Source organism: Aliisedimentitalea scapharcae, assembly GCF_045277565.1.
Classification (GTDB): Bacteria; Pseudomonadota; Alphaproteobacteria; order Rhodobacterales; family Rhodobacteraceae; genus Aliisedimentitalea; species Aliisedimentitalea scapharcae.
In genome coordinates this window covers 114,259-132,337 of the sequence record NZ_CP123584.1, presented here as the reverse complement: position 1 = coordinate 132,337, position 18,079 = coordinate 114,259, and the positions used below count along the sequence as shown (strand labels likewise).

Sequence of the window (18,079 nt, the reverse complement as noted above, 5' to 3'; positions counted from 1 at the left end):
TCAGGTTTGCAAACAGAGTACGAAGCCCGGTTCTTTGCGTGGCTGGTTGGCCGGGGTGTCCTGGTGCCATCCGATAGCCTTCAGCCTTTGGTTGGTGGTCGCTCCAATTACGTCTGGCGAGTTCTGGGAAAAACAAGCTGCGTCCTAAAATTATATGGGCTAGGTTCGCGTAACCCGTTGTTTTCCAATGACCCCGATCGCGAAGTATCCAGCCTCAAGGCGCTGGCTGGAACCGGAATGGCTCCCAGGTTGCTGGATGAAGGTGCATTCGAGGGGCGAAGATGGATTCTTTACACACATGTGACGGGGGATACGTGGCGCAGAGGCGCAGAGCATGTTGCACAACTTTTGGGAAGACTGCACGACCAACCGTATTTTGGAACATCGCCAAAAGGTCCAAATGGTAGCCAACAAATTGGCACTGCAGCGTTTTACATTCTGGACCGTTGTTTCGGGGCTGTACGGCAACAGATTCAGGATGCACGCCCGTTGGTTTCTGTCCCCAAAACCAACTTTATAACATTTATTCACGGTGATCCTGTTCCAGGGAACATTGTGGAACATGATGGGACATTGACATTGATCGACTGGCAATGCCCCGTTTTGGGCGATCCGGCTGAAGATCTGGCAATTTTCGCGTCACCTGCGATGCAATTGTTGTACCGCGGTACGCCCTTGTCCGACCAAGAAGAAGAGGCTTTCTTTCAGGCCTACCCTGACCGGCAAGTGGTAGAGCGTTTTCAACTGTTGAAGCCTTGGTTCCACTGGAGAATGGCGGCCTATTGCTTGTGGAAAACTGAACAAGGGCAACAGGAATATCTGGACGCGATGTATCTGGAATTAGAAGCCTTGCGTAGGGCCTGAGTGGGTATTGAGTCGAAGAGCCCGTTTTCTTCGAATACCAAACGGACTCTGTGATTTGTCATGCGCGCGCGGCTTCCTGTTCATCGCGTTTTTGTTTTAACGTCTGACGTTTACTGACGAGAGATGCAGTCAGTACACCGACTGTGACAATGGCAATCATGATTGTGGAAAGGGCGTTGATTTCCGGACTAACCCCCAGGCGAACGGCCGAAAAAATCTTGATCGGCAAAGTGGTCGCAGAGGGGCCGGACGTAAAGGAAGCAATGACCAGATCATCCAGCGATAGGGTAAAGGCCAACAGCCATCCCGAAATTACGGCAGGCGCGATAATTGGCAGCGTCACCAATCGAAAGGCTTCTCCTGGAGAACATCCCAAGTCCAGGGCGGCTTCCTCAAGAGACCTGTCAAATGTAACCAGCCGAGAAGACACGACTACCGATACATAGCACATGGAGAATGTGGTATGTGCCAGAACGATGGTCAACACGCCCCGGTCCAGACCAATGCCGATGAACAACAACAGCAAAGACAGTCCGGTGATCACTTCGGGCATCACCAGTGGCGCGTAGATCATTCCTGAAAATAACGTTCTCCCCAGGAACCTGCCACTACGCACCATCACATAGGCAGCCATCGTGCCAAGCACCGTCGCAATGGTTGATGAGAGGACCGCTACCTTCAGCGTCACCCAAGCCGCACTCAAAAAGGCCTCGTTCTGGATCAGCTCACCGTACCACTTGGTCGAGAATCCGGCCCAGACTGTGACCAGCTTGCTTTCGTTGAAGCTGAAGATGATCAGGATGATCATCGGGATATAGAGAAACGCAAACCCCAAAGTCAGAGAAACGACGTTGAACCAACTGAACCTGTTCATTGTTCCGCCTCCTGCTGTTTCTGCTGGTTGCGCTGGAACAAAACGATCGGAATCACAAGGATCAGCAACAGGACAACAGCTACTGCGCTGGCAACGGGCCAATCGCGATTCGAGAAGAACTCTTCCCACAGAACCTTGCCGATCATCAAAGTGCCGGAACCGCCCAACAACGATGGAATCACGAATTCACCCAATGCAGGGATAAAGACGAGAAACGAACCTGCGATAATCCCGGGTCGAGATAGGGGAATGGTAACCATCCAGAATGCAGTCAGGCGAGAGCACCCGAGATCCTCGGCGGCTTCGATCAATGACCCGTCCAGGCGTTCCAAGGCAGAATAGATCGGCAGAATCATGAATGGCAGATAAGTATAGACAATCCCGATATAGACAGCCGTGTTGGTGTTCAGAATGGTCAACGGAGTGGAAATCACACCAATCCACAGCAGAAATTGGTTAAGAAAACCTTCGTTGCTGAGAATCCCCATCCAGGCATAGACCCGGATCAGAAAACTGGTCCAAAAGGGAAGGATGACCAGCATCATCAACGTCGGGCGCCACTCGGATGGCGCACGCGCCATGCCATAGGCGATCGGGAAGCCGACAAACAGCGTCAGGACCGTTGAAATCAATGCGATTTTAAGACTGCTTAGATAGGCTTTCCAATACAGATCATCTTCAGTTAGAAAAATGAAATTTTCGAAGTCCAACTGGGACAGCAGCGCTCCGATCCCTTCATCCCATGAGAATTGTGGAAAATACGGGGGGCGGGCCAGGGCCGCATCACTCAGCGAGATTTTGAGGACGATGACAAACGGCACCAAAAATAGGGCTAGAAGCCATAGATACGGAACGGCGATCAGAACAAAACGGCGCATCATTCAGCCAATAGAACGCCTGCGGTTGCCGTCCAGGACAACCAAACAGTGTCTTCCCATGTAAAACTGCGACGCGCGATACGCCGGGTATTGGCCGTCTGCGCCTTGATCGTGTCCCCGGACGGCAATTCCACATAGTAAGTCGAAATGTTGCCGAGATAGGCAATGTCCAGGATACGCCCTTGCACTGTGTTGTCGGCGTTTTCAGGTCGTTCAGCCGAGATGGTCACCTTCTCTGGTCGAATTGCCAGATTGCAGGTCTGCCCATCGGAAAAACTACTGTTCGAAATGGCGTGCAGCGGAGCCTGATCTTCGGCCCAGCGAATGGCGTAGCTGTCTTCGCCATTCGGCGTAGTTGTGCCTTGGATAATGTTCACATCACCAATGAAATCAGCGACATAGACAGAATTTGGTGTTTCATAAATTCGATCCGGAGTGGCAACCTGGATGATCCTTCCATGATCCATGACGGCCACGCGGGATGCGACGGTCATGGCTTCTTCTTGGTCATGGGTGACGATGACGAAGGTGGTTCCGGTTTTCTCTTGGATGTCCATCAGTTCAAATTGAGTGTCCTGCCGCAGCTTTTTATCCAGGGCACCCAGCGGTTCGTCCAGCAGCAGCAACTTTGGGGCTTTGGCTAAAGATCGGGCTAGAGCCACACGCTGACGCTGCCCACCTGAAATCTGATGAGGTTTGCGCCGGGCGAATTTCTCTAACCGAGTCAAACGCAACATCTCTTCGACCCGATCATGAATGTCGTTTTTGGGCATGCCTTCCCGTTTCAGGCCAAAGGCAATGTTTTCCCAGACAGACAAATGCGGAAACAAGGCATAGGATTGGAACATCATGTTTGTGGCGCGTTTGTTTGGTGGTGTCGGGGCGATGTCCTTTCCAGCCAGTTCGATTGTGCCTTCAGTTGGGGTTTCAAACCCCGCGAGCATGCGCATCATTGTGGTCTTGCCGCATCCGGAAGGGCCCAGCAGCGCAAAGAATTCCTGTTCAAAGATGTCCAGAGTCAGATCGTCGATGGCAACAAAGTCGCCAAATCGTTTGGTGACATTCTGAAAATGGATCAGCGGTCTGGCCTCGGGGTCTTCCCAGGGTGCAAAAACGGATGAAGTCACGAAAACCCCCAATTTGGTCAGCTTCGCAAGCCGCGCCTGTGCGGCGCGTCAAGTGGTTGGAATACAAACGAAAACAGGCGGGTTTCAAAACCCGCCTGTGTAACACTTCAGGTCAGGTACCTGATTTGATTTTGGTCCACAAACGCGTCACGGTTCGCTGTGTTTTCACCGGATAAGGGGTCGTGGTGTACAGGTTTTTCATGGTTGTGTCGTCTGGATAGATTGCGGTGTCGCCGATCACGTCCTCGACCAGATGTTCCTGAGACGCCTTGTTGCCGTTGGCATAATAGACATAGTTCGATGCCGTGGCCATATTTTCGGCGTCCAAGATAAAGTCCAGGAACTTGTGTGCGGCATCCGGGTTCGGTGCATCGACGGGGATCGCCATTTGGTCAAACCACATCAATGAGCCTTCGGCGAATGCGTGATACTCGATCTCGACGCCATTTTCCGCTTCGGCTGCACGGTCGCGGGCCTGAAGGATATCGCCAGACCACCCCACGGCAACACAGATATCGCCATTGGCCAGCGCATTGATGTATTCAGAGCTGTGGAATTTCTGGATATGGGGGCGCACGGCCATCAGGACGGGTTCGGCCTTGGCGATAACATCCTTGTCATGACTGTCCGGGTTTTCGCCTAGATACTGCAGAACCATGGGAATGATTTCAGCCGGGGCATCCAGGACGTGGACACCGCAGGAGGCAAGTTTTTCCATGTTCTCGGGTTTTAGCACCAGATCCATGCTGTTCAATGCAACGTCGTCGCCCAACACTTCGCGGACTTTGCCGACGTTAACCCCCAGGCCTGTTGTTCCCCACATGTAGTTGATGGAATAGGCATTATCAGGGTCGTATTGTGCGGTGCGGGATTCGATCAGATCCCACAGATTGCCGGCATTGGACAATTTGGACGAATCCAGCTTTTGGAATGCCCCCGCCTGAATTTGGCGCTGTAGGAATGTTCCGCTGGGCACAACGACGTCATAGCCCGACCCGCCGGCCAACATTTTGGTTTCCAGAACTTCGTTGCTATCGAACACGTCATAGATCAGATCAATGCCGGTTTCTGCCTCGAACTTGGTCAGCAACTCTTCATCAATATAGTCGGACCAGTTATAAACGCGAACCTCTTCAGCAAATGCTGCAGTGGTGCCGAGAGCGACGATGGCGGTCAAGGTCATCGTTTTGAGTGTCATGAATGTCTCCCTGTTCGTGCCGGTTTCAGGGTCCGGCTGATCGGATTTGATCAAGTTTTGCCATTTGGGGCAAGTAGAATTATGATACTGGGTGTCGGAACTTTGTTCAGCCGAGGATCAAAAGAGGGAAAATGAGTAACGTGGAGCAACCCCTAGCAGCGGAGAAAACCGTGGTCGAAAACGGCTCGAAACAGACCGCGCATGAAACGGTTTACAAGACATTGCGTGCACAGATTCTGTTTGGGGAACTGGCCCCTGGACAGGCTGTTACCATCCAGGGATTGACCGGCTCACTTGGTGCCGGAATGACTCCGGTTCGCGAAGCCATTCGGAGGTTGATATCCGATGGTGCATTGATCTTTCAGGGCAATCGGCGTGTCAGTGTTCCGATATTGTCTGCGGACGATGTTCGACAACTGATTTATGCAAGAAAAACAATAGAAACCGAGCTTACCCGACGCGCTACAACTCGAATAAATGCGGCGGATATTGATACATTGGAGCGGATTGACTCAGCATTGGATCACGCGATTGATACGGGGGATGTCACCGGTTATCTGCATCACAATTATCAATTCCATTCGACTATCTACGACCACGCCCAAGCTCCGATTTTGGCCGACTTGGCAGATCGGCTTTGGCTTCGGTTTGGCCCCTCTTTGCGGGTGATGTGTGGTCGCTTTGGCACCCAGAGCTTTCCGGACCGTCACAAGGACGTCATTGACGCGCTGCGCAAACGTGATCCGGAATTGGCTGCGCTGGCAATGGAACGTGACGTGACTCAGGGTATGGATCAGGTCGTGACGGGATTAGAAGAGGGCAACTGATTCGATTGACACCGTAAAATTTGATCATATTGTGGCTAGTATCTCGAATTCAGGAGTTGCTTGCAGATGACCGCGATTACAAACCACATGCCAACGGAAGAATTGCAGGCCCTTGACGCGGCCCATCATATGCATCCGTTTACCGCCAATGGTGAACTGGCTGACAAGGGCGTGCGAGTGATCACACGCGCCAAGGGTGTGTATCTGACTGACAGCGAAGGCTGTGAGATTCTGGACGGCATGGCCGGCCTTTGGTGTGTGAATATCGGATATGGTCGGGACGAACTGGCAGATATTGCAGCACGCCAGATGCGGGAGCTGCCGTATTACAATACGTTTTTTCAGACCACCCACGTTCCTGCGATTGCCCTGGCGGACAAAATCGCCGAACTCACCCCGGGTGATCTGAACCATGTGTTTTTCGCCGGCTCGGGATCCGAGGCCAATGACACCAATATTCGCATGGTTCGGCATTATTGGGCTTTGAAAGGCAAGCCGGATAAGTCGATCTTCATTTCGCGCAAGAATGCCTACCATGGATCATCCGTTGGCAGTGGCAGCTTGGGTGGAATGTCCGCAATGCACGCACAAGGCGGGATTCCGATTCCGGACATTCATCACATAGAGCAACCTCACTGGTGGGCCGAAGGCGGAGAGTCGTCCCCCGAAGACTTTGGTTTGACGCGTGCGCGTGCTTTGGAAGACGCAATTCTGGAATTGGGCGAAGACCGTGTCGCCGCCTTTATCGCAGAACCGGTGCAGGGTGCCGGGGGGGTTATCGTGCCCCCGGAAACTTATTGGCCCGAGATTCAAAGGATCTGTGACAAGTATGAAATCCTGTTGATCGCGGATGAGGTCATCTGTGGCTTTGGCCGGACCGGAAATTGGTTCGGCAGTGAAACCATGGGGATCAGGCCTGATATCATTACCATCGCCAAGGGCCTGAGCTCTGGCTATGCGCCAATCGCAGCATCGGTCGTGAGCGAGGAGATCGCGGGTGTGATTGCCAGCGATGAATTCAATCATGGCTACACTTATTCCGGGCATCCGGTCGCCGCTGCCGTGGCATTGGAAAACATCCGAATTCTGGAAGAAGAGCAAATTGTTGATCAGGTTCGGGTCGACACGGGCCCCTATCTAAAAGAAAAATGGGAAAGCCTGGTAGATCACCCGCTGGTTGGCGAGGCTAAGATCGTTGGTATGATGGCTTCGATCGCATTGACGCCGGACAAGAAAACGCGCGCCAAATTTGCCGCCGACGAGGGGACTGTTGGACTGATTTGCCGTGAGAAGTCTTTTGCCAACAACCTTATCATGCGCCATGTGGGCGACCGGATGGTGATCTCACCGCCATTGGTTATCTCTCGGTCCGAGATTGACCTGATGATTAAACGGGCGCGTCTGGCCTTGGATGACTGCCTTGAACAGATCACCGGCGACGGGTTGATGGTCTCTGCCTCCTAAAATCTGCTAGAAAGCCGAGAAATCAGTTAATTGGTCCTTCGCCATCAGGATCGGTTGCAGTCCCTGAAAGACGAATAGGGGGCGCAACCGAACCAAATGCGACATGTGCGCGGCGCAAATCGTCATCAATGAGTCGCAAAAAGTCGCCGCCTCTGGTGCGAATTGTAATCAACTCCCCAAAGCAACGAACTTCCGAAGTTCACGCTCGAGAACATAGTTTTTACGTAACCGAAGCTTCGGAAATTTATTTTATTCGTACCTAGCGTTACCTATGCTGGGTGTGATTAGATCAAAACAAGTGCAGCGCCAAGCTGCCGGGAACATAGACGGGGAGCCTGATTTGGCTGATGCATCGAATAACAACGCGTTCGTGGAGTTCGAACGCGTTCAGAAAAGCTATGACGGCGAGGTGCTTGTCGTCAAAGATCTTAACCTCCAATTGCCCAAGGGCGAATTCCTTACCATGTTGGGGCCGTCAGGGTCGGGTAAAACCACCTGCCTGATGATGCTGGCCGGGTTTGAAACAGCCACCCATGGCGAAATTCGCCTTGACGGGCGTCCGATTAACAACATCCCGCCGCACAAGCGCGGCATTGGCATGGTTTTTCAGAACTATGCCCTGTTTCCGCACATGACCATTGCGGAGAACCTCAGCTTTCCTCTGGAAGTGCGCAAGTTCGGCAAATCTGAACGTGAAGAAAAAATCAAACGCGCCCTGGATATGGTTGAAATGGGTGCCTTTGGTGGGCGACGTCCCGCACAGTTGTCGGGTGGCCAACAACAGCGGATCGCCCTGGCCCGTGCGCTTGTGTTCGAACCGGAACTGGTTCTGATGGACGAACCGCTCGGCGCGCTGGACAAGCAACTGCGGGAAAAGATGCAGTTCGAGATTACCCATTTGGCCCACCGTTTGGGTATTACCGTGGTGTATGTGACCCACGACCAAACCGAAGCTTTGACCATGTCAGACCGTGTCGCCGTGTTCAACGACGGTGTGATTCAGCAGCTGGCGCCGCCAGATGAGCTGTACGAAGCGCCCCAGAACAGTTTTGTTGCCCAGTTCATCGGCGAGAACAACACGCTCGAAGGTGTGGTCAAGGAGATCAACAACGGCATCGCGCTGGTTCAGCTGGACGATGGCGAACTGATTGACTGCAAGCCGGTTAATGTGACCAAGCCAGGTGAGCGGACCCGTGTTTCAATCCGTCCTGAACGCGTGGAATTCAACAAGGATCGTCTGCAAGGTGGCGCGCACCTTCTGAAGGCTACGGTCAAGGAATTCATCTACATGGGCGACATTTTCCGCACACGTCTGAGCGTGGCCGGAAACGACGACTTTGTCATCAAGTCCCGAAATGCACCTGATCAGGTGCGTTTGGAACCTGGTGCGCAGATCGAAATCGGCTGGTTGCCGGACGACTGCCGCGCGCTGGACGCGTAATTCAAATTTCCAACAACCCTCGGCCACCAATGGACCGAGGGACAAAACCAACCTGAATACCAACTAGGAGAGTATAAGTATGAACCTGACCAAAACCCTTCTCGCGACCACGGCATTGGCCTTTACTGCCGGTGTTGCATCGGCTGCTGATTCCATCACCGTTGTCAGCTGGGGCGGCGCCTATACCAAAAGCCAAGTCGAAGCCTATCACAAGCCATGGGCCGCCAAGACCGGCAACACGGTTGTCTCCGAGGACTACAATGGTGGTCTCGCGGAAATCAAATCTCAGGTCGAAGCCGGTACTGTCACATGGGACCTGGTTGACGTAGAACTGTCCGACGCAATCCGCGGCTGTGACGAAGGTCTGCTGGAAGAGATCGATCATTCGATCCTGCCTGCGGCACCCGACGGCACTCCAGCTTCCGATGACTTCATCGAAGGTGCGCTGAGCGACTGTGCTGTTGCCAACATCGTGTGGTCGACTGTTTTCGCCTATGACAGCTCGAAAACTCCGGGCGTCGACAGCATTGACGACCTGTTCGATCTCGAAGGCTTCCCGGGCAAGCGTGGCCTGCGCAAGAACCCCAAATCGTTGCTGGAAATGGCTCTGATGGCAGACGGTGTTCCGGCGGCCGAAGTCTATGGCATCCTGGACACCGACGAAGGTGTGGACCGCGCATTTGCCAAGCTGGACACCATCAAAGACAGCGTTGTCTGGTGGGAAGCTGGCGCCCAGCCTCCGCAGCTGTTGGCCGATGGCGAAGTTGTCATGACCACCGCTTATAACGGTCGGATCTTCAACGCGGCTGCTGGTGAAGGCAAACCGTTCGAAGTGGTCTGGGACGGTCAGATCATGGACTTTGACCTGTGGGTCATGCCCAAAGGTGCGCCAAACAAAGCCGCGGCTCTGGACTTCCTGGCGTTCTCCACGGACACCCAGCAGCTGGCCGCACAGGCATCCTGGATTTCCTATGGCCCGGCGCGTAAATCGTCCGGTCCGCTTGTTGGTCTGTACAACGACGGCAAGACTGAGATGGGTCCGCACATGCCGACTGCCGAAGCAAACCTGGCAAATGCTCTGGTCAACAACTTTGAATTCTGGGCTGACAACCAGGACGAGCTGAACGACCGTTTCAACTCTTGGCTGGCCAACTAATCTGCGAATGAAATGTGGAAAAGGCCCATGCCGGGCCTTTTCCATTTCGCCAAGAATTCTTTCGAGGCCAGAGACTTATGACAGACACCACAGGGTCCTCCGGACCGCTGCTTGCCGCGGATGGCACGCCTCTTAAAAAGCGTCTTGCCCAGGCAATGTTCCGCAGCCGCGCGCGCGCTTTCGGGCTCGCATTTCCACTGATCGCCTTCATTATCGTGGTCTTTCTTGTGCCAATCGTGGTCCTGCTACAGCAGGGTGTTTACGATGCACGCTATACCAACCTGATGCCCGAATCCGCGGCGTCGATGTCCGATTGGGACGCGATTTCACCGCCAACCGAAGCCATGGCAGCGGCGATGGTTTCCGACTTGGCAAAAGCGCGGGAAAACAAGACAATCGGTCAGGTTGCAACCCGGGTGAACCGTGAGAAATCCGGTACCCGCAGCCTGTTTACCAAAACTGCCCGCAGCGCCAAGAAGATGGAAGCTCCCTACATGGAAGCTTTGATCGCTAAGGACAAAGACTGGGCCGACATTGAAGTCTGGAAAGCGATCAAAATCGCATCCGTGACATTCAACCCGGGCTATGTGGCGTCTGCGCTGGATATGAAATACAACGCCGACGGATCATTTGAACGCCAGGATGAAGAGCGCCGAATCCACGGCAAGCTGTTCTATCGAACGCTCGAGATCTCTTTCTTGGTGACAATATTCTGCCTGCTTCTGGGGTATCCGGTGGCCTACTTGCTGTCGACCCTGACAGTGCGCACATCGAACCTGTTGCTCATTCTGGTGTTGCTGCCGTTTTGGACATCGCTTCTGGTGCGAACCACGGCCTGGATTGCCATGTTGCAGGCGCAGGGTGTGATGAATGACCTCTTTGTGGTTTTTGGACTTGCGACCGATGATGCCAGGTTCTCGTTGATCTATAACAAGACCGGGACATTGATTGCGATGACGCACATCATGCTGCCGTTTATGATCCTACCGCTCTACTCGGTGATGAAAACCATCCCGCCGTATTATGTGCGTGCGGCGAAATCCATGGGGGCTACGAACTGGACCGCGTTCTGGCGGGTCTATTTCCCACAGTCTGTTCCCGGTATCGGCGCGGGTGCTATGCTCGTATTCATCCTTGCGATTGGATACTACATCACGCCTGCACTTGTGGGGGGGCAAGACGGCCAGATGATTTCGAACATCATCGATTTCCACATGCGAAAGTCGTTGAACTGGAACCTTGCCGCGGCCCTGGGTCTGGTGCTGCTGGTGTTCGTGCTGTTCCTGTTCTGGTTGTATGACCGCATTGTCGGCATCGACAATATGAAACTTGGGTGATCTGACATGAGTAGTGGTGAATTTAGATATATCCCGCCGCAGCCGCCCATTGGCTTTACATTGGGTATCCTGGCCGGGTTCGGTGCGCTGATCGGCCTGATGACAGCGCAGGGCAGCCTATCCCTGTTCCTACCTTACCTACTGGTTGGTGCTGTGATCTTTGCTGCGGCCGGTATGGTCGTGGTCAAGGCTGTCCCCAAACCATTGATGGCTGGGTTGGCCACGGGTGCCGCCTTCCTGGTTCTTGGGTCCTTGTTGGTCAGTTTCCCCTATGGGGTGCTGCTGATGTTTGTTGGCTACATCATCGGGCGCATGGCACTGTGGTTGCATACGGGATCCTACCGGCTCAACCAGCCACCTTATGCGACAGCGCGCGAGGTGTTGTGGTTCTACACCTTCCGGACGATCTGTGGTGCGATCTTTGTCTTTCTGATCACGCCAATCATCATCCTGATCCCGCTCAGCTTCAACCAGGAGCCTTACTTCAGCTTTACTCCCGGTATGCTCGCACTGGATCCTGATGCGTTCTCGTTGCGTTGGTACAAGGACATTCTGGCCAATGGTATGGTGGCTCCCGAAGCTATCGCCGGCTGGTGGTCGGACATGTGGAACAATGCCCAGTGGATCCGTTCGATCCGCAACTCGTTCTTCATCGGGATTTGGGCAACATTGTTGTCCACGGCCTTGGGTACTTTGGCGGCCATTGGTCTGTCGAGATCCGAAATGCCTTGGCGGCGCCCAATCATGGCGTTGCTGATTTCACCGATGATCGTTCCGTTGGTGATTACCGCGTCTGGTCTGTTCTATTTCTTCTCGGGCGTCGGCCTGGCCAAGACCTATGCCGGTTTGATCCTGGCCCACGCGGCCCTGGGAACTCCATTCGTGATCATTACGGTGACCGCGACCCTGTCCGGTTTTGACCAAAGCCTGACACGGGCGGCATCGAACATGGGGGCAGGGCCGGTGACGACCTTCTTCCGGGTGCAGATGCCGTTGATCCTGCCTGGGGTTATTTCTGGCGGCCTGTTTGCCTTTATCACTTCATTCGACGAAGTGGTCGTGGTCCTGCAGTTGGCGGACGTAAAGCAGCGGACCATTCCGCGCCAGATGTTCTCGGGTATTCGTGAACAGATCAGCCCGACGATTTTGGCCGTGGCAACGATTCTCGTGATCATCTCTATCGGGCTTCTGACTGTCGTCGAGTTGCTTCGTCGTAGGTCCGAACGGATGCGGGGCCTGTCGCCCAGCTGAGTGGATTGACAGAAAATGAATAAGGCCCTCGCCAACGGCGGGGGCCTTTTCTTGTGTCTTGGTCTGTAGGAACTAGCGCAACAGATCCAATAGCCGCAGGGACGGATAGCCATCGGGGAGCAGACCGTTGGCCACCTGATAGGCCCGCACCGCATCTATGGTTCGGGGGCCAATCTTGCCGTCGATACCTTGGGTGTCAAACCCAAGCAGCGTCAATCGCTGCTGCATCTCTGTGCGCTCCTTGTACGTCAATGCGCGGTCCGCACGCGGCCATTTGGCCTGTACGGGGTTTCCACCCATAATCCGATCTCCCAAATGCCCGACCCCGATCACATAGGCATCCGCGGTGTTATAGCTTTCGATGACCTCGAAGTTGTCAAAGATCATAAAGGCCGCTCCCGTCCCCCCTGCTGGCAAAAGGATCGATCCCAGGCCGTGATTCTTGACCGGTTTGCCATGGGTATCAAGGATCCCCATCTGTCCCCATGCAGCCGGTTGCTTTTTTATGCTGCGATTGGCCAGGCGATAGTCAAAATCCTTGGGTAGCGCAACCTCTACGCCCCAAGGTTGCCCCGTGGTCCAGCCGTGATGTGCCAGATAGGCTGCAGTGGATGCCAGGGCATCGCTAGGGTCGTCCGACCAGATGTCGCGTTTGCCATCTCCGGTGAAATCCACCGCATGATCCCGAAAGGATGTGGGCATGAATTGGGTGTGCCCCATTGCTCCGGCCCAGCTGCCACGCATGCGGTCAGCTGATACATCCCCGGATTGCAGGATGCTCAATGCCTCCATCAGCTGTTCTTCGAAAAAGGAGCTGCGGCGCGGATCATAGGCAAGAGTTGCCAGGGATTGGACCGTTTTGTCGTTGCCTCGAAACGCCCCATAGGCACTTTCCAGACCCCAAATGGCCAGCAGCACCTGCTTGTCGACGCCATAGGTTTCTTCGATCCGTTGCAACAGGTGCCGGTACTGCGCCAGGGCCGTTTTGCCGTTGTTGACACGGGCGTCGGATACGGCGGTGTCCAGATAGTCCCAGATTGTCTTGGTGAACTCGGATTGATTTCGGTCGCGCCGGACCACTTCGGCGTCATAGACAATACCCCGAAAGGCACGGTCCACAGTTTCTGGTGAAATACCGTTTGCAACCGCCTTTTCCCGAAATCTGTTGCTCCATTCGGCAAAGGTCTGCGTACGGTCCATGATCTTGGGTTCCGAAATTGTCGTTTGTGCCACAGGTCGGGCTTGGGGGCGTTTTTGTCCAACGATGACATGGACATATGTGTCGCCAAATTTGTCCGGGCGCGCTGTTGGACGAACGACGGATGTCGGCAACTCTGCCCATCCAACGCTGCCTGACAAAAGGGCCAAGACCGCTCCGGTTACATGTCTCCGCATTGTATTGTCCCTGACCGTCTGCTCTGCTCTTCCCTGATTCTAATGCGAACACGCGAATTTCCAAAGCGGTCAGTTTGCGGAGTTGTGCTCTTTTCCCGTCTTTTCGATGTCACATCGGATCTGTTCAATTGCGTCGCGTAACATCGGTACACGATTGGGTCTAAAGCAGGTTTGTGTCACCTCAAGATCGCGCATTCGGTCGAGGCGGAACACCCGCTTGTCCTGTCGCAACAAACACCAGGCAATCAAAACAGTTGACCGATCCATATAGGCAATGCCAAGAGGGCGCGCCTGACGATGGGTGACGGCCCCGTGCACGTCAGTATAACCGAATCTGATTTCCATTTCATCCCAAGCTGCCTTCCGCAACCGTGCCGCCGAGATCCCAGGCGTTTCGGGTTGAACAAATCGCTTGGCTGACAGCACTGCGTGTTTCAGTCTGTGAGATTGACGTGGTGGTAGCCGACCCTGCAGTTTGATCAAAGCCTGACCAGCGGCCAAGCCCAAATCCGGATCACCGATTTGCTGGACTTCGCGCAGGCCCAGAACCAGAGCCTCCAGTTCGTCATCGGTGAACCGCAATGGCGGGATGGCATTGTCTTCTATCAGGGTAAAACCATATCCCGCCGCACCATCAATGACCGCCCCCATTTCCCGCAAGGTCGCGATATCGCGATGGATGGAACGGGCAGAAATGTTCAACTCGCGGGCTAGGGAGACAGCTGTCTTTGGTCCTGCGCCGTCGCGCAGGCATTGCATCAGTTGGAGCAGGCGATGAGATCTGGACATGATGCATGAAGTCTATCACTGATGACAGTTTTTGTCATGACTGGCAGCTAAGGTTGATGGAATACTTCACAAGGAAATTCGACACCATGCTGACCCTCCTCACCTATCCCGGCAATACAGCAACGTTCAGCCTAAGCCCCTTTTGCGTCAAGGCGGCCATGCTGTTGGCCCAATCTGGTCAGCCGTGGCAACGCGAGGATTTGCTGGATCCCCGCAAAATGCCGCACCAAAAGCTACCGGTGATGAAAACCGGGGAACGGTTGGTTGCAGACAGCGACTCCATCCGGGACTGGCTGGAACAAGCCGGCATGGATTTCGACCCCGGATTGACCCCCGAACAAAAGGCCCATTCCCGCGCGCTGATCCACATGGCCGAAGATCACCTGTATTTCCACATCGTTCAGGATCGTTGGGCCAATGATACCGTGTGGCCGATCATTCGAGACATATTTTTTGTCGCGATTCCCCGTTGGATCCGGCGTCCCATTTCGAACTCCATACGAAAATCTGTGCTCAGGGGGTTGGGATTTCAGGGCACATCCAGGTTTTCCCAATCAGAGCGTCATGCCCGCCTGGAAAAGGATCTGGTAGCCATTGCAAACTTGCTGGGGGATCGCCCATTCTTGTTTGGCGAGCAGGTAACAGCCGCGGATCTGAGCATGGGGCCAATGCTGTCGGCAATGATGGAAACACCAATCAAGACCGAATTGAACAAGCGGATCAGCGATGATCCTGTGCTTTCTGCATATGCAGAGCGCGTTCGCAAAGCGGTGCCACTGCCGTGAAACAGCCGTTTTCCAGCGACCTTGTTCAGGCGGTTTTTGACAGTTCGGAACCCGAGGCGCGCGAGGGGATGTTGGCATTGCGGCAATTGATCTTTGAGACGGCCGCCAACCTCCCCAAAGTTGGGCCTGTCACCGAAGCATTGCGGTGGGGGCAACCGTCTTACATTACCGAGCAGACAAAATCCGGCACGCCCATCAGATTGGGTGTGCCAAAGACAGGTGGCTTTGCCCTATTTGTCCATTGTCAAAGCCGGGTCATTCCAGAATTTCAGCAGAAATTTCCGGCTTGGGACAGGGTGGAAGGGACGCGAGCTGTTTTGTTTTCCAAGGCCGCCGACATCGAATCCCTGCGCCATGGGTGGTTGGTCGAACGGGCTTTGACCTACAAATTGACGCGTCGCAGTGCCTAGCGGCGCTTGCGTTCAACCTTGCGGGCGATCTTGTCCTTCTTTCGTTTGGCCTTGACGGATTTGCGTCTTGCCGTTTGACCTGCGGGGCTGCGGCGCACACCTCCTCGGGGCAGGGCCTGACCGTCAAGCGTCAGCAACTCCAGCTCCAGCCCCCCGGTGACAGGCGTAGCCTGAGTGATACGCACGGTGACACGCTGTCCGATCGAGATGAGAAGCCCGGTGTCACTGCCCATCAACGTGCCGCTTTCGGCATCAAAATGGAAGAATTCGCGCCCCAGTGTGCGCACTGGAACCAACCCATCTGCTCCGGTTTCGTCCAGTTTCACAAAGGCACCAAACCGGGCGATGCCGCTAATGCGACCGGTGAACTCATTTCCGACACGCTCGCTGAGATAGGCGGCCAGATATCGGTCGGTGGTGTCACGTTCAGCCATCATCGACCGACGTTCGGTTTCCGAGATATGAGTGGCCGTATCTTCGAGCCGATCAATTTCATCCGGGGCCAGCCCATCATCGCCCCACCCATGCGACGAGATCAGTGCGCGATGCACGATCAGGTCAGCATAACGGCGAATGGGCGAGGTGAAATGGGCGTATCTTTGCAAAGCCAACCCGAAATGACCAAAGTTTTCAGGGCTGTAATAGGCCTGTGTCATCGAGCGAAGAGTCGAGATATTGATCAACTCGGCCTCGTCCGTACCGGCTGCCTGGTTCAACAAGGCGTTCAGGTGCCGGGTTTGCAACACCTGCCCCTTGGCGAGGGTCAAGCCGGCAGACTGGGCGGTCTCGCGCAGCGCTTCCAGCTTTTCTGGGGCGGGTTCTTCGTGCACACGGAACAACAGGGGGGACCGTTTGGCGATCAGGGTTTCTGCCGCACAGACGTTGGCGAGGATCATGAATTCTTCGATCAGGCGATGGGCATCCAACCGGTCGCGGAAGTTGACCGATTGCACCTGACCATCGTCATCCAAAACAATGCGCCGTTCTGGCAGGTCCAGTTCCAGGGGCTGGCGCTTGGCTCGCGCTGCTTTCAGCGCGTCATAGGCCGCATAGAGCGGTCGTATGACATCATCCATCAACGGTTCGGTGCGTTCATTGGCAGCACCGTCCATCGCGTCCTGCACTTCGGCATAATGCAGCGAAGCGACTGATTTCATCAGGCCCCGTACAAATTCATGGCTGATCTTGTGGCCTTCGCTGTCCAATTGCATCCGAACGGCGACACAAGGGCGCGGTACCCCTTCGTGCAGAGAACACAAATCTCCGGACAACCGATCAGGTAGCATAGGGACAACTCGGTCGGGGAAATAGCTGGAGTTGCCGCGCGTGCGGGCCTCGCGGTCCAGTGCCGTGCCATTTTGAACATAGGCTGCCACATCGGCAATCGCGACCCAGACGACATGACCTCCAGGGTTGTTCGGGTCGTCATCGGCCTGGGCGAAACAGGCATCGTCATGGTCGCGTGCATCCGAAGGGTCAATTGTGACCAATGGCATATCACGCAGATCCTTGCGTCCGCCCAGGCCCATGGGCTTGGCCTTGTCAGCCTCATCAATGGCGGCGTCCGGGAAGCTGTCGGGTATGCCATGTTGATGAATGGCGATCAGCGATACGGCCTTGGGGGCGGATGGATCACCCAGACGGTTGATGATCCGCGCTTTGGGCAGGCCCAGCCGCGTTTTTGGTCCGGCCTGTTCTGCCTCGACCAGCTCACCATCGCGTGCACCGCCAATAGCACCTTCAGCCACGGTCCATTCGGGAGACGCAGATTTTTCGATCGGCACAATACGCCCGCCTTCGGACCCCTTGCGGAACACGCCCAGGATGCGTTTCGGATTGGTACCGATGCGTCGGATCAGCCTGGCTTCGTAGGAGTGGTCGCTCTCCTGCACAAACGTCAGCCGGGCCAGAATTCGATCACCTTCACCCAACGCCGGATCGCTGGCGCGTGGCATGACCAGCACAACAGGTTCCACACCTTCGCCGTGCCATTCCAGGGGGCGTGCAAACAGGTCGCCATCTGCATCCGGTGCCTTGACTTGCAGGATGCTGACCGGTGGCAGCCGTTCGGGGTCGCGATAGGTTTTGCGTCGCTTTTCCAGATGCCCCTCGGCTTCGAGCTCTTTGAGAAGCCGTTTCAGGTCGATCCGGTCAGACCCCTTGATGCCAAAGGCACGGGCAATGTCTCGTTTCGAATTCTGGGTCGGGTGCGCCGAGATCCAATCAAGGACCTCCTGCTTGGAAGGGATACGCGTCATGTCATGTGCCCTAGCACGGCAACCC

The 18,079-nt window shown here is 54.9% G+C and carries 16 protein-coding genes; 9 read left to right on the top strand and 7 right to left on the bottom strand.

Annotated elements, in window-relative coordinates; all coding sequences use genetic code 11:
• Positions 1–63 precede the first annotated feature (63 nt).
• Positions 64–864: a phosphotransferase family protein gene (locus QEZ52_RS00690; RefSeq protein ID WP_406647018.1), complete on the top strand. Its 801-nt coding sequence runs from the start codon at positions 64–66 to the stop codon at positions 862–864.
• A 58-nt stretch (positions 865–922) separates the two neighbouring features.
• Here the strand turns inward: QEZ52_RS00690 and QEZ52_RS00685 are convergent, their stop codons facing one another.
• The 4 genes from QEZ52_RS00685 to QEZ52_RS00670 all read right to left on the bottom strand — a co-directional run bounded on the left by QEZ52_RS00685 (position 923) and on the right by QEZ52_RS00670 (position 4,941).
• On the bottom strand, positions 923–1,738 hold the full coding sequence (locus QEZ52_RS00685; RefSeq protein ID WP_406647016.1) for an ABC transporter permease: 816 nt from the start codon (positions 1,736–1,738) through the stop codon (positions 923–925).
• Complete coding sequence (locus QEZ52_RS00680; RefSeq protein WP_406650599.1) at positions 1,735–2,616, bottom strand: ABC transporter permease subunit; 882 nt, start codon at positions 2,614–2,616, stop codon at positions 1,735–1,737. The genes QEZ52_RS00685 and QEZ52_RS00680 overlap by 4 nt, the downstream gene beginning before the upstream one ends.
• A complete protein-coding gene (locus QEZ52_RS00675; RefSeq protein WP_406647014.1) occupies positions 2,616–3,743 on the bottom strand; it encodes an ABC transporter ATP-binding protein in 1,128 nt (375 codons plus the stop codon). Before QEZ52_RS00675 ends, QEZ52_RS00680 begins: the two co-directional genes overlap by 1 nt.
• 112 nt (positions 3,744–3,855) lie before the next feature.
• Positions 3,856–4,941: a polyamine ABC transporter substrate-binding protein gene (locus QEZ52_RS00670; RefSeq protein ID WP_406647012.1), complete on the bottom strand. Its 1,086-nt coding sequence runs from the start codon at positions 4,939–4,941 to the stop codon at positions 3,856–3,858.
• 131 nt (positions 4,942–5,072) lie between these two features.
• Here QEZ52_RS00670 and QEZ52_RS00665 point away from each other — a divergent pair, with 131 nt between their 5' ends.
• The 6 genes from QEZ52_RS00665 (at position 5,073) to QEZ52_RS00640 (ending at position 12,417) form a co-directional block, all read left to right on the top strand.
• Positions 5,073–5,768: a GntR family transcriptional regulator gene (locus QEZ52_RS00665; RefSeq protein WP_406647010.1), complete on the top strand. Its 696-nt coding sequence runs from the start codon at positions 5,073–5,075 to the stop codon at positions 5,766–5,768.
• A 66-nt stretch (positions 5,769–5,834) separates the two neighbouring features.
• A complete protein-coding gene (locus QEZ52_RS00660) occupies positions 5,835–7,232 on the top strand; it encodes an aspartate aminotransferase family protein (protein WP_406647008.1) in 1,398 nt (465 codons plus the stop codon).
• Positions 7,233–7,572: 340 nt separating this feature from the next.
• Positions 7,573–8,673: an ABC transporter ATP-binding protein gene (locus QEZ52_RS00655; protein WP_406647006.1), complete on the top strand. Its 1,101-nt coding sequence runs from the start codon at positions 7,573–7,575 to the stop codon at positions 8,671–8,673.
• 79 nt (positions 8,674–8,752) lie between these two features.
• On the top strand, positions 8,753–9,829 hold the full coding sequence (locus QEZ52_RS00650) for an ABC transporter substrate-binding protein (RefSeq protein WP_406647004.1): 1,077 nt from the start codon (positions 8,753–8,755) through the stop codon (positions 9,827–9,829).
• Between the two features lie 77 nt (positions 9,830–9,906).
• Entirely contained in the window at positions 9,907–11,166 is a 1,260-nt protein-coding gene (locus QEZ52_RS00645) for an ABC transporter permease (protein ID WP_406647002.1), read from the top strand.
• A 6-nt stretch (positions 11,167–11,172) separates the two neighbouring features.
• On the top strand, positions 11,173–12,417 hold the full coding sequence (locus QEZ52_RS00640; protein ID WP_406647000.1) for an ABC transporter permease: 1,245 nt from the start codon (positions 11,173–11,175) through the stop codon (positions 12,415–12,417).
• Between the two features lie 72 nt (positions 12,418–12,489).
• On the opposite strand, the gene QEZ52_RS00635 is transcribed toward QEZ52_RS00640, so the two are convergent.
• Both QEZ52_RS00635 and QEZ52_RS00630 read right to left on the bottom strand, forming a co-directional pair.
• Positions 12,490–13,812, bottom strand: a complete 1,323-nt coding sequence (locus QEZ52_RS00635; protein WP_406646997.1) for a lytic murein transglycosylase — start codon at positions 13,810–13,812, stop codon at positions 12,490–12,492.
• Between the two features lie 69 nt (positions 13,813–13,881).
• Positions 13,882–14,601 (bottom strand): helix-turn-helix transcriptional regulator, encoded by a 720-nt coding sequence (locus QEZ52_RS00630; protein WP_406646996.1) that lies wholly within the window; start codon positions 14,599–14,601, stop codon positions 13,882–13,884.
• A gap of 5 nt (positions 14,602–14,606) precedes the next feature.
• Between QEZ52_RS00630 and QEZ52_RS00625 the strand changes: the two genes are divergently transcribed.
• Positions 14,607–15,386, top strand: coding sequence for a glutathione S-transferase family protein (locus QEZ52_RS00625; RefSeq protein WP_406646993.1), 780 nt, complete (start codon positions 14,607–14,609; stop codon positions 15,384–15,386).
• The gene (locus QEZ52_RS00620) at positions 15,383–15,796 is read left to right on the top strand and encodes a DUF1801 domain-containing protein (protein ID WP_406646991.1); all 414 of its coding nucleotides are present in this window, start codon (positions 15,383–15,385) and stop codon (positions 15,794–15,796) included. Before QEZ52_RS00625 ends, QEZ52_RS00620 begins: the two co-directional genes overlap by 4 nt.
• Here QEZ52_RS00620 and rnr read toward each other — a convergent pair.
• Positions 15,793–18,054, bottom strand: coding sequence for a ribonuclease R (rnr, locus tag QEZ52_RS00615; RefSeq protein WP_406646989.1), 2,262 nt, complete (start codon positions 18,052–18,054; stop codon positions 15,793–15,795). The genes QEZ52_RS00620 and rnr overlap by 4 nt on opposite strands.
• Between the last annotated feature and the right edge of the window lie 25 nt (positions 18,055–18,079).

Coding starts and splice junctions, on each gene's coding strand:
- QEZ52_RS00685 (WP_406647016.1), bottom strand. CDS start 1,738: ATGAACAGGTTCAGTTGGTTCAACGTCGTTTCTCTGACTTTGGGGTTT.
- QEZ52_RS00680 (WP_406650599.1), bottom strand. CDS start 2,616: ATGCGCCGTTTTGTTCTGATCGCCGTTCCGTATCTATGGCTTCTAGCC.
- QEZ52_RS00670 (WP_406647012.1), bottom strand. CDS start 4,941: ATGACACTCAAAACGATGACCTTGACCGCCATCGTCGCTCTCGGCACC.
- QEZ52_RS00665 (WP_406647010.1), top strand. CDS start 5,073: ATGAGTAACGTGGAGCAACCCCTAGCAGCGGAGAAAACCGTGGTCGAA.
- QEZ52_RS00660 (WP_406647008.1), top strand. CDS start 5,835: ATGACCGCGATTACAAACCACATGCCAACGGAAGAATTGCAGGCCCTT.
- QEZ52_RS00650 (WP_406647004.1), top strand. CDS start 8,753: ATGAACCTGACCAAAACCCTTCTCGCGACCACGGCATTGGCCTTTACT.
- QEZ52_RS00645 (WP_406647002.1), top strand. CDS start 9,907: ATGACAGACACCACAGGGTCCTCCGGACCGCTGCTTGCCGCGGATGGC.
- QEZ52_RS00640 (WP_406647000.1), top strand. CDS start 11,173: ATGAGTAGTGGTGAATTTAGATATATCCCGCCGCAGCCGCCCATTGGC.
- QEZ52_RS00635 (WP_406646997.1), bottom strand. CDS start 13,812: ATGCGGAGACATGTAACCGGAGCGGTCTTGGCCCTTTTGTCAGGCAGC.
- QEZ52_RS00630 (WP_406646996.1), bottom strand. CDS start 14,601: ATGTCCAGATCTCATCGCCTGCTCCAACTGATGCAATGCCTGCGCGAC.
- QEZ52_RS00625 (WP_406646993.1), top strand. CDS start 14,607: ATGAAGTCTATCACTGATGACAGTTTTTGTCATGACTGGCAGCTAAGG.
- rnr (WP_406646989.1), bottom strand. CDS start 18,054: ATGACGCGTATCCCTTCCAAGCAGGAGGTCCTTGATTGGATCTCGGCG.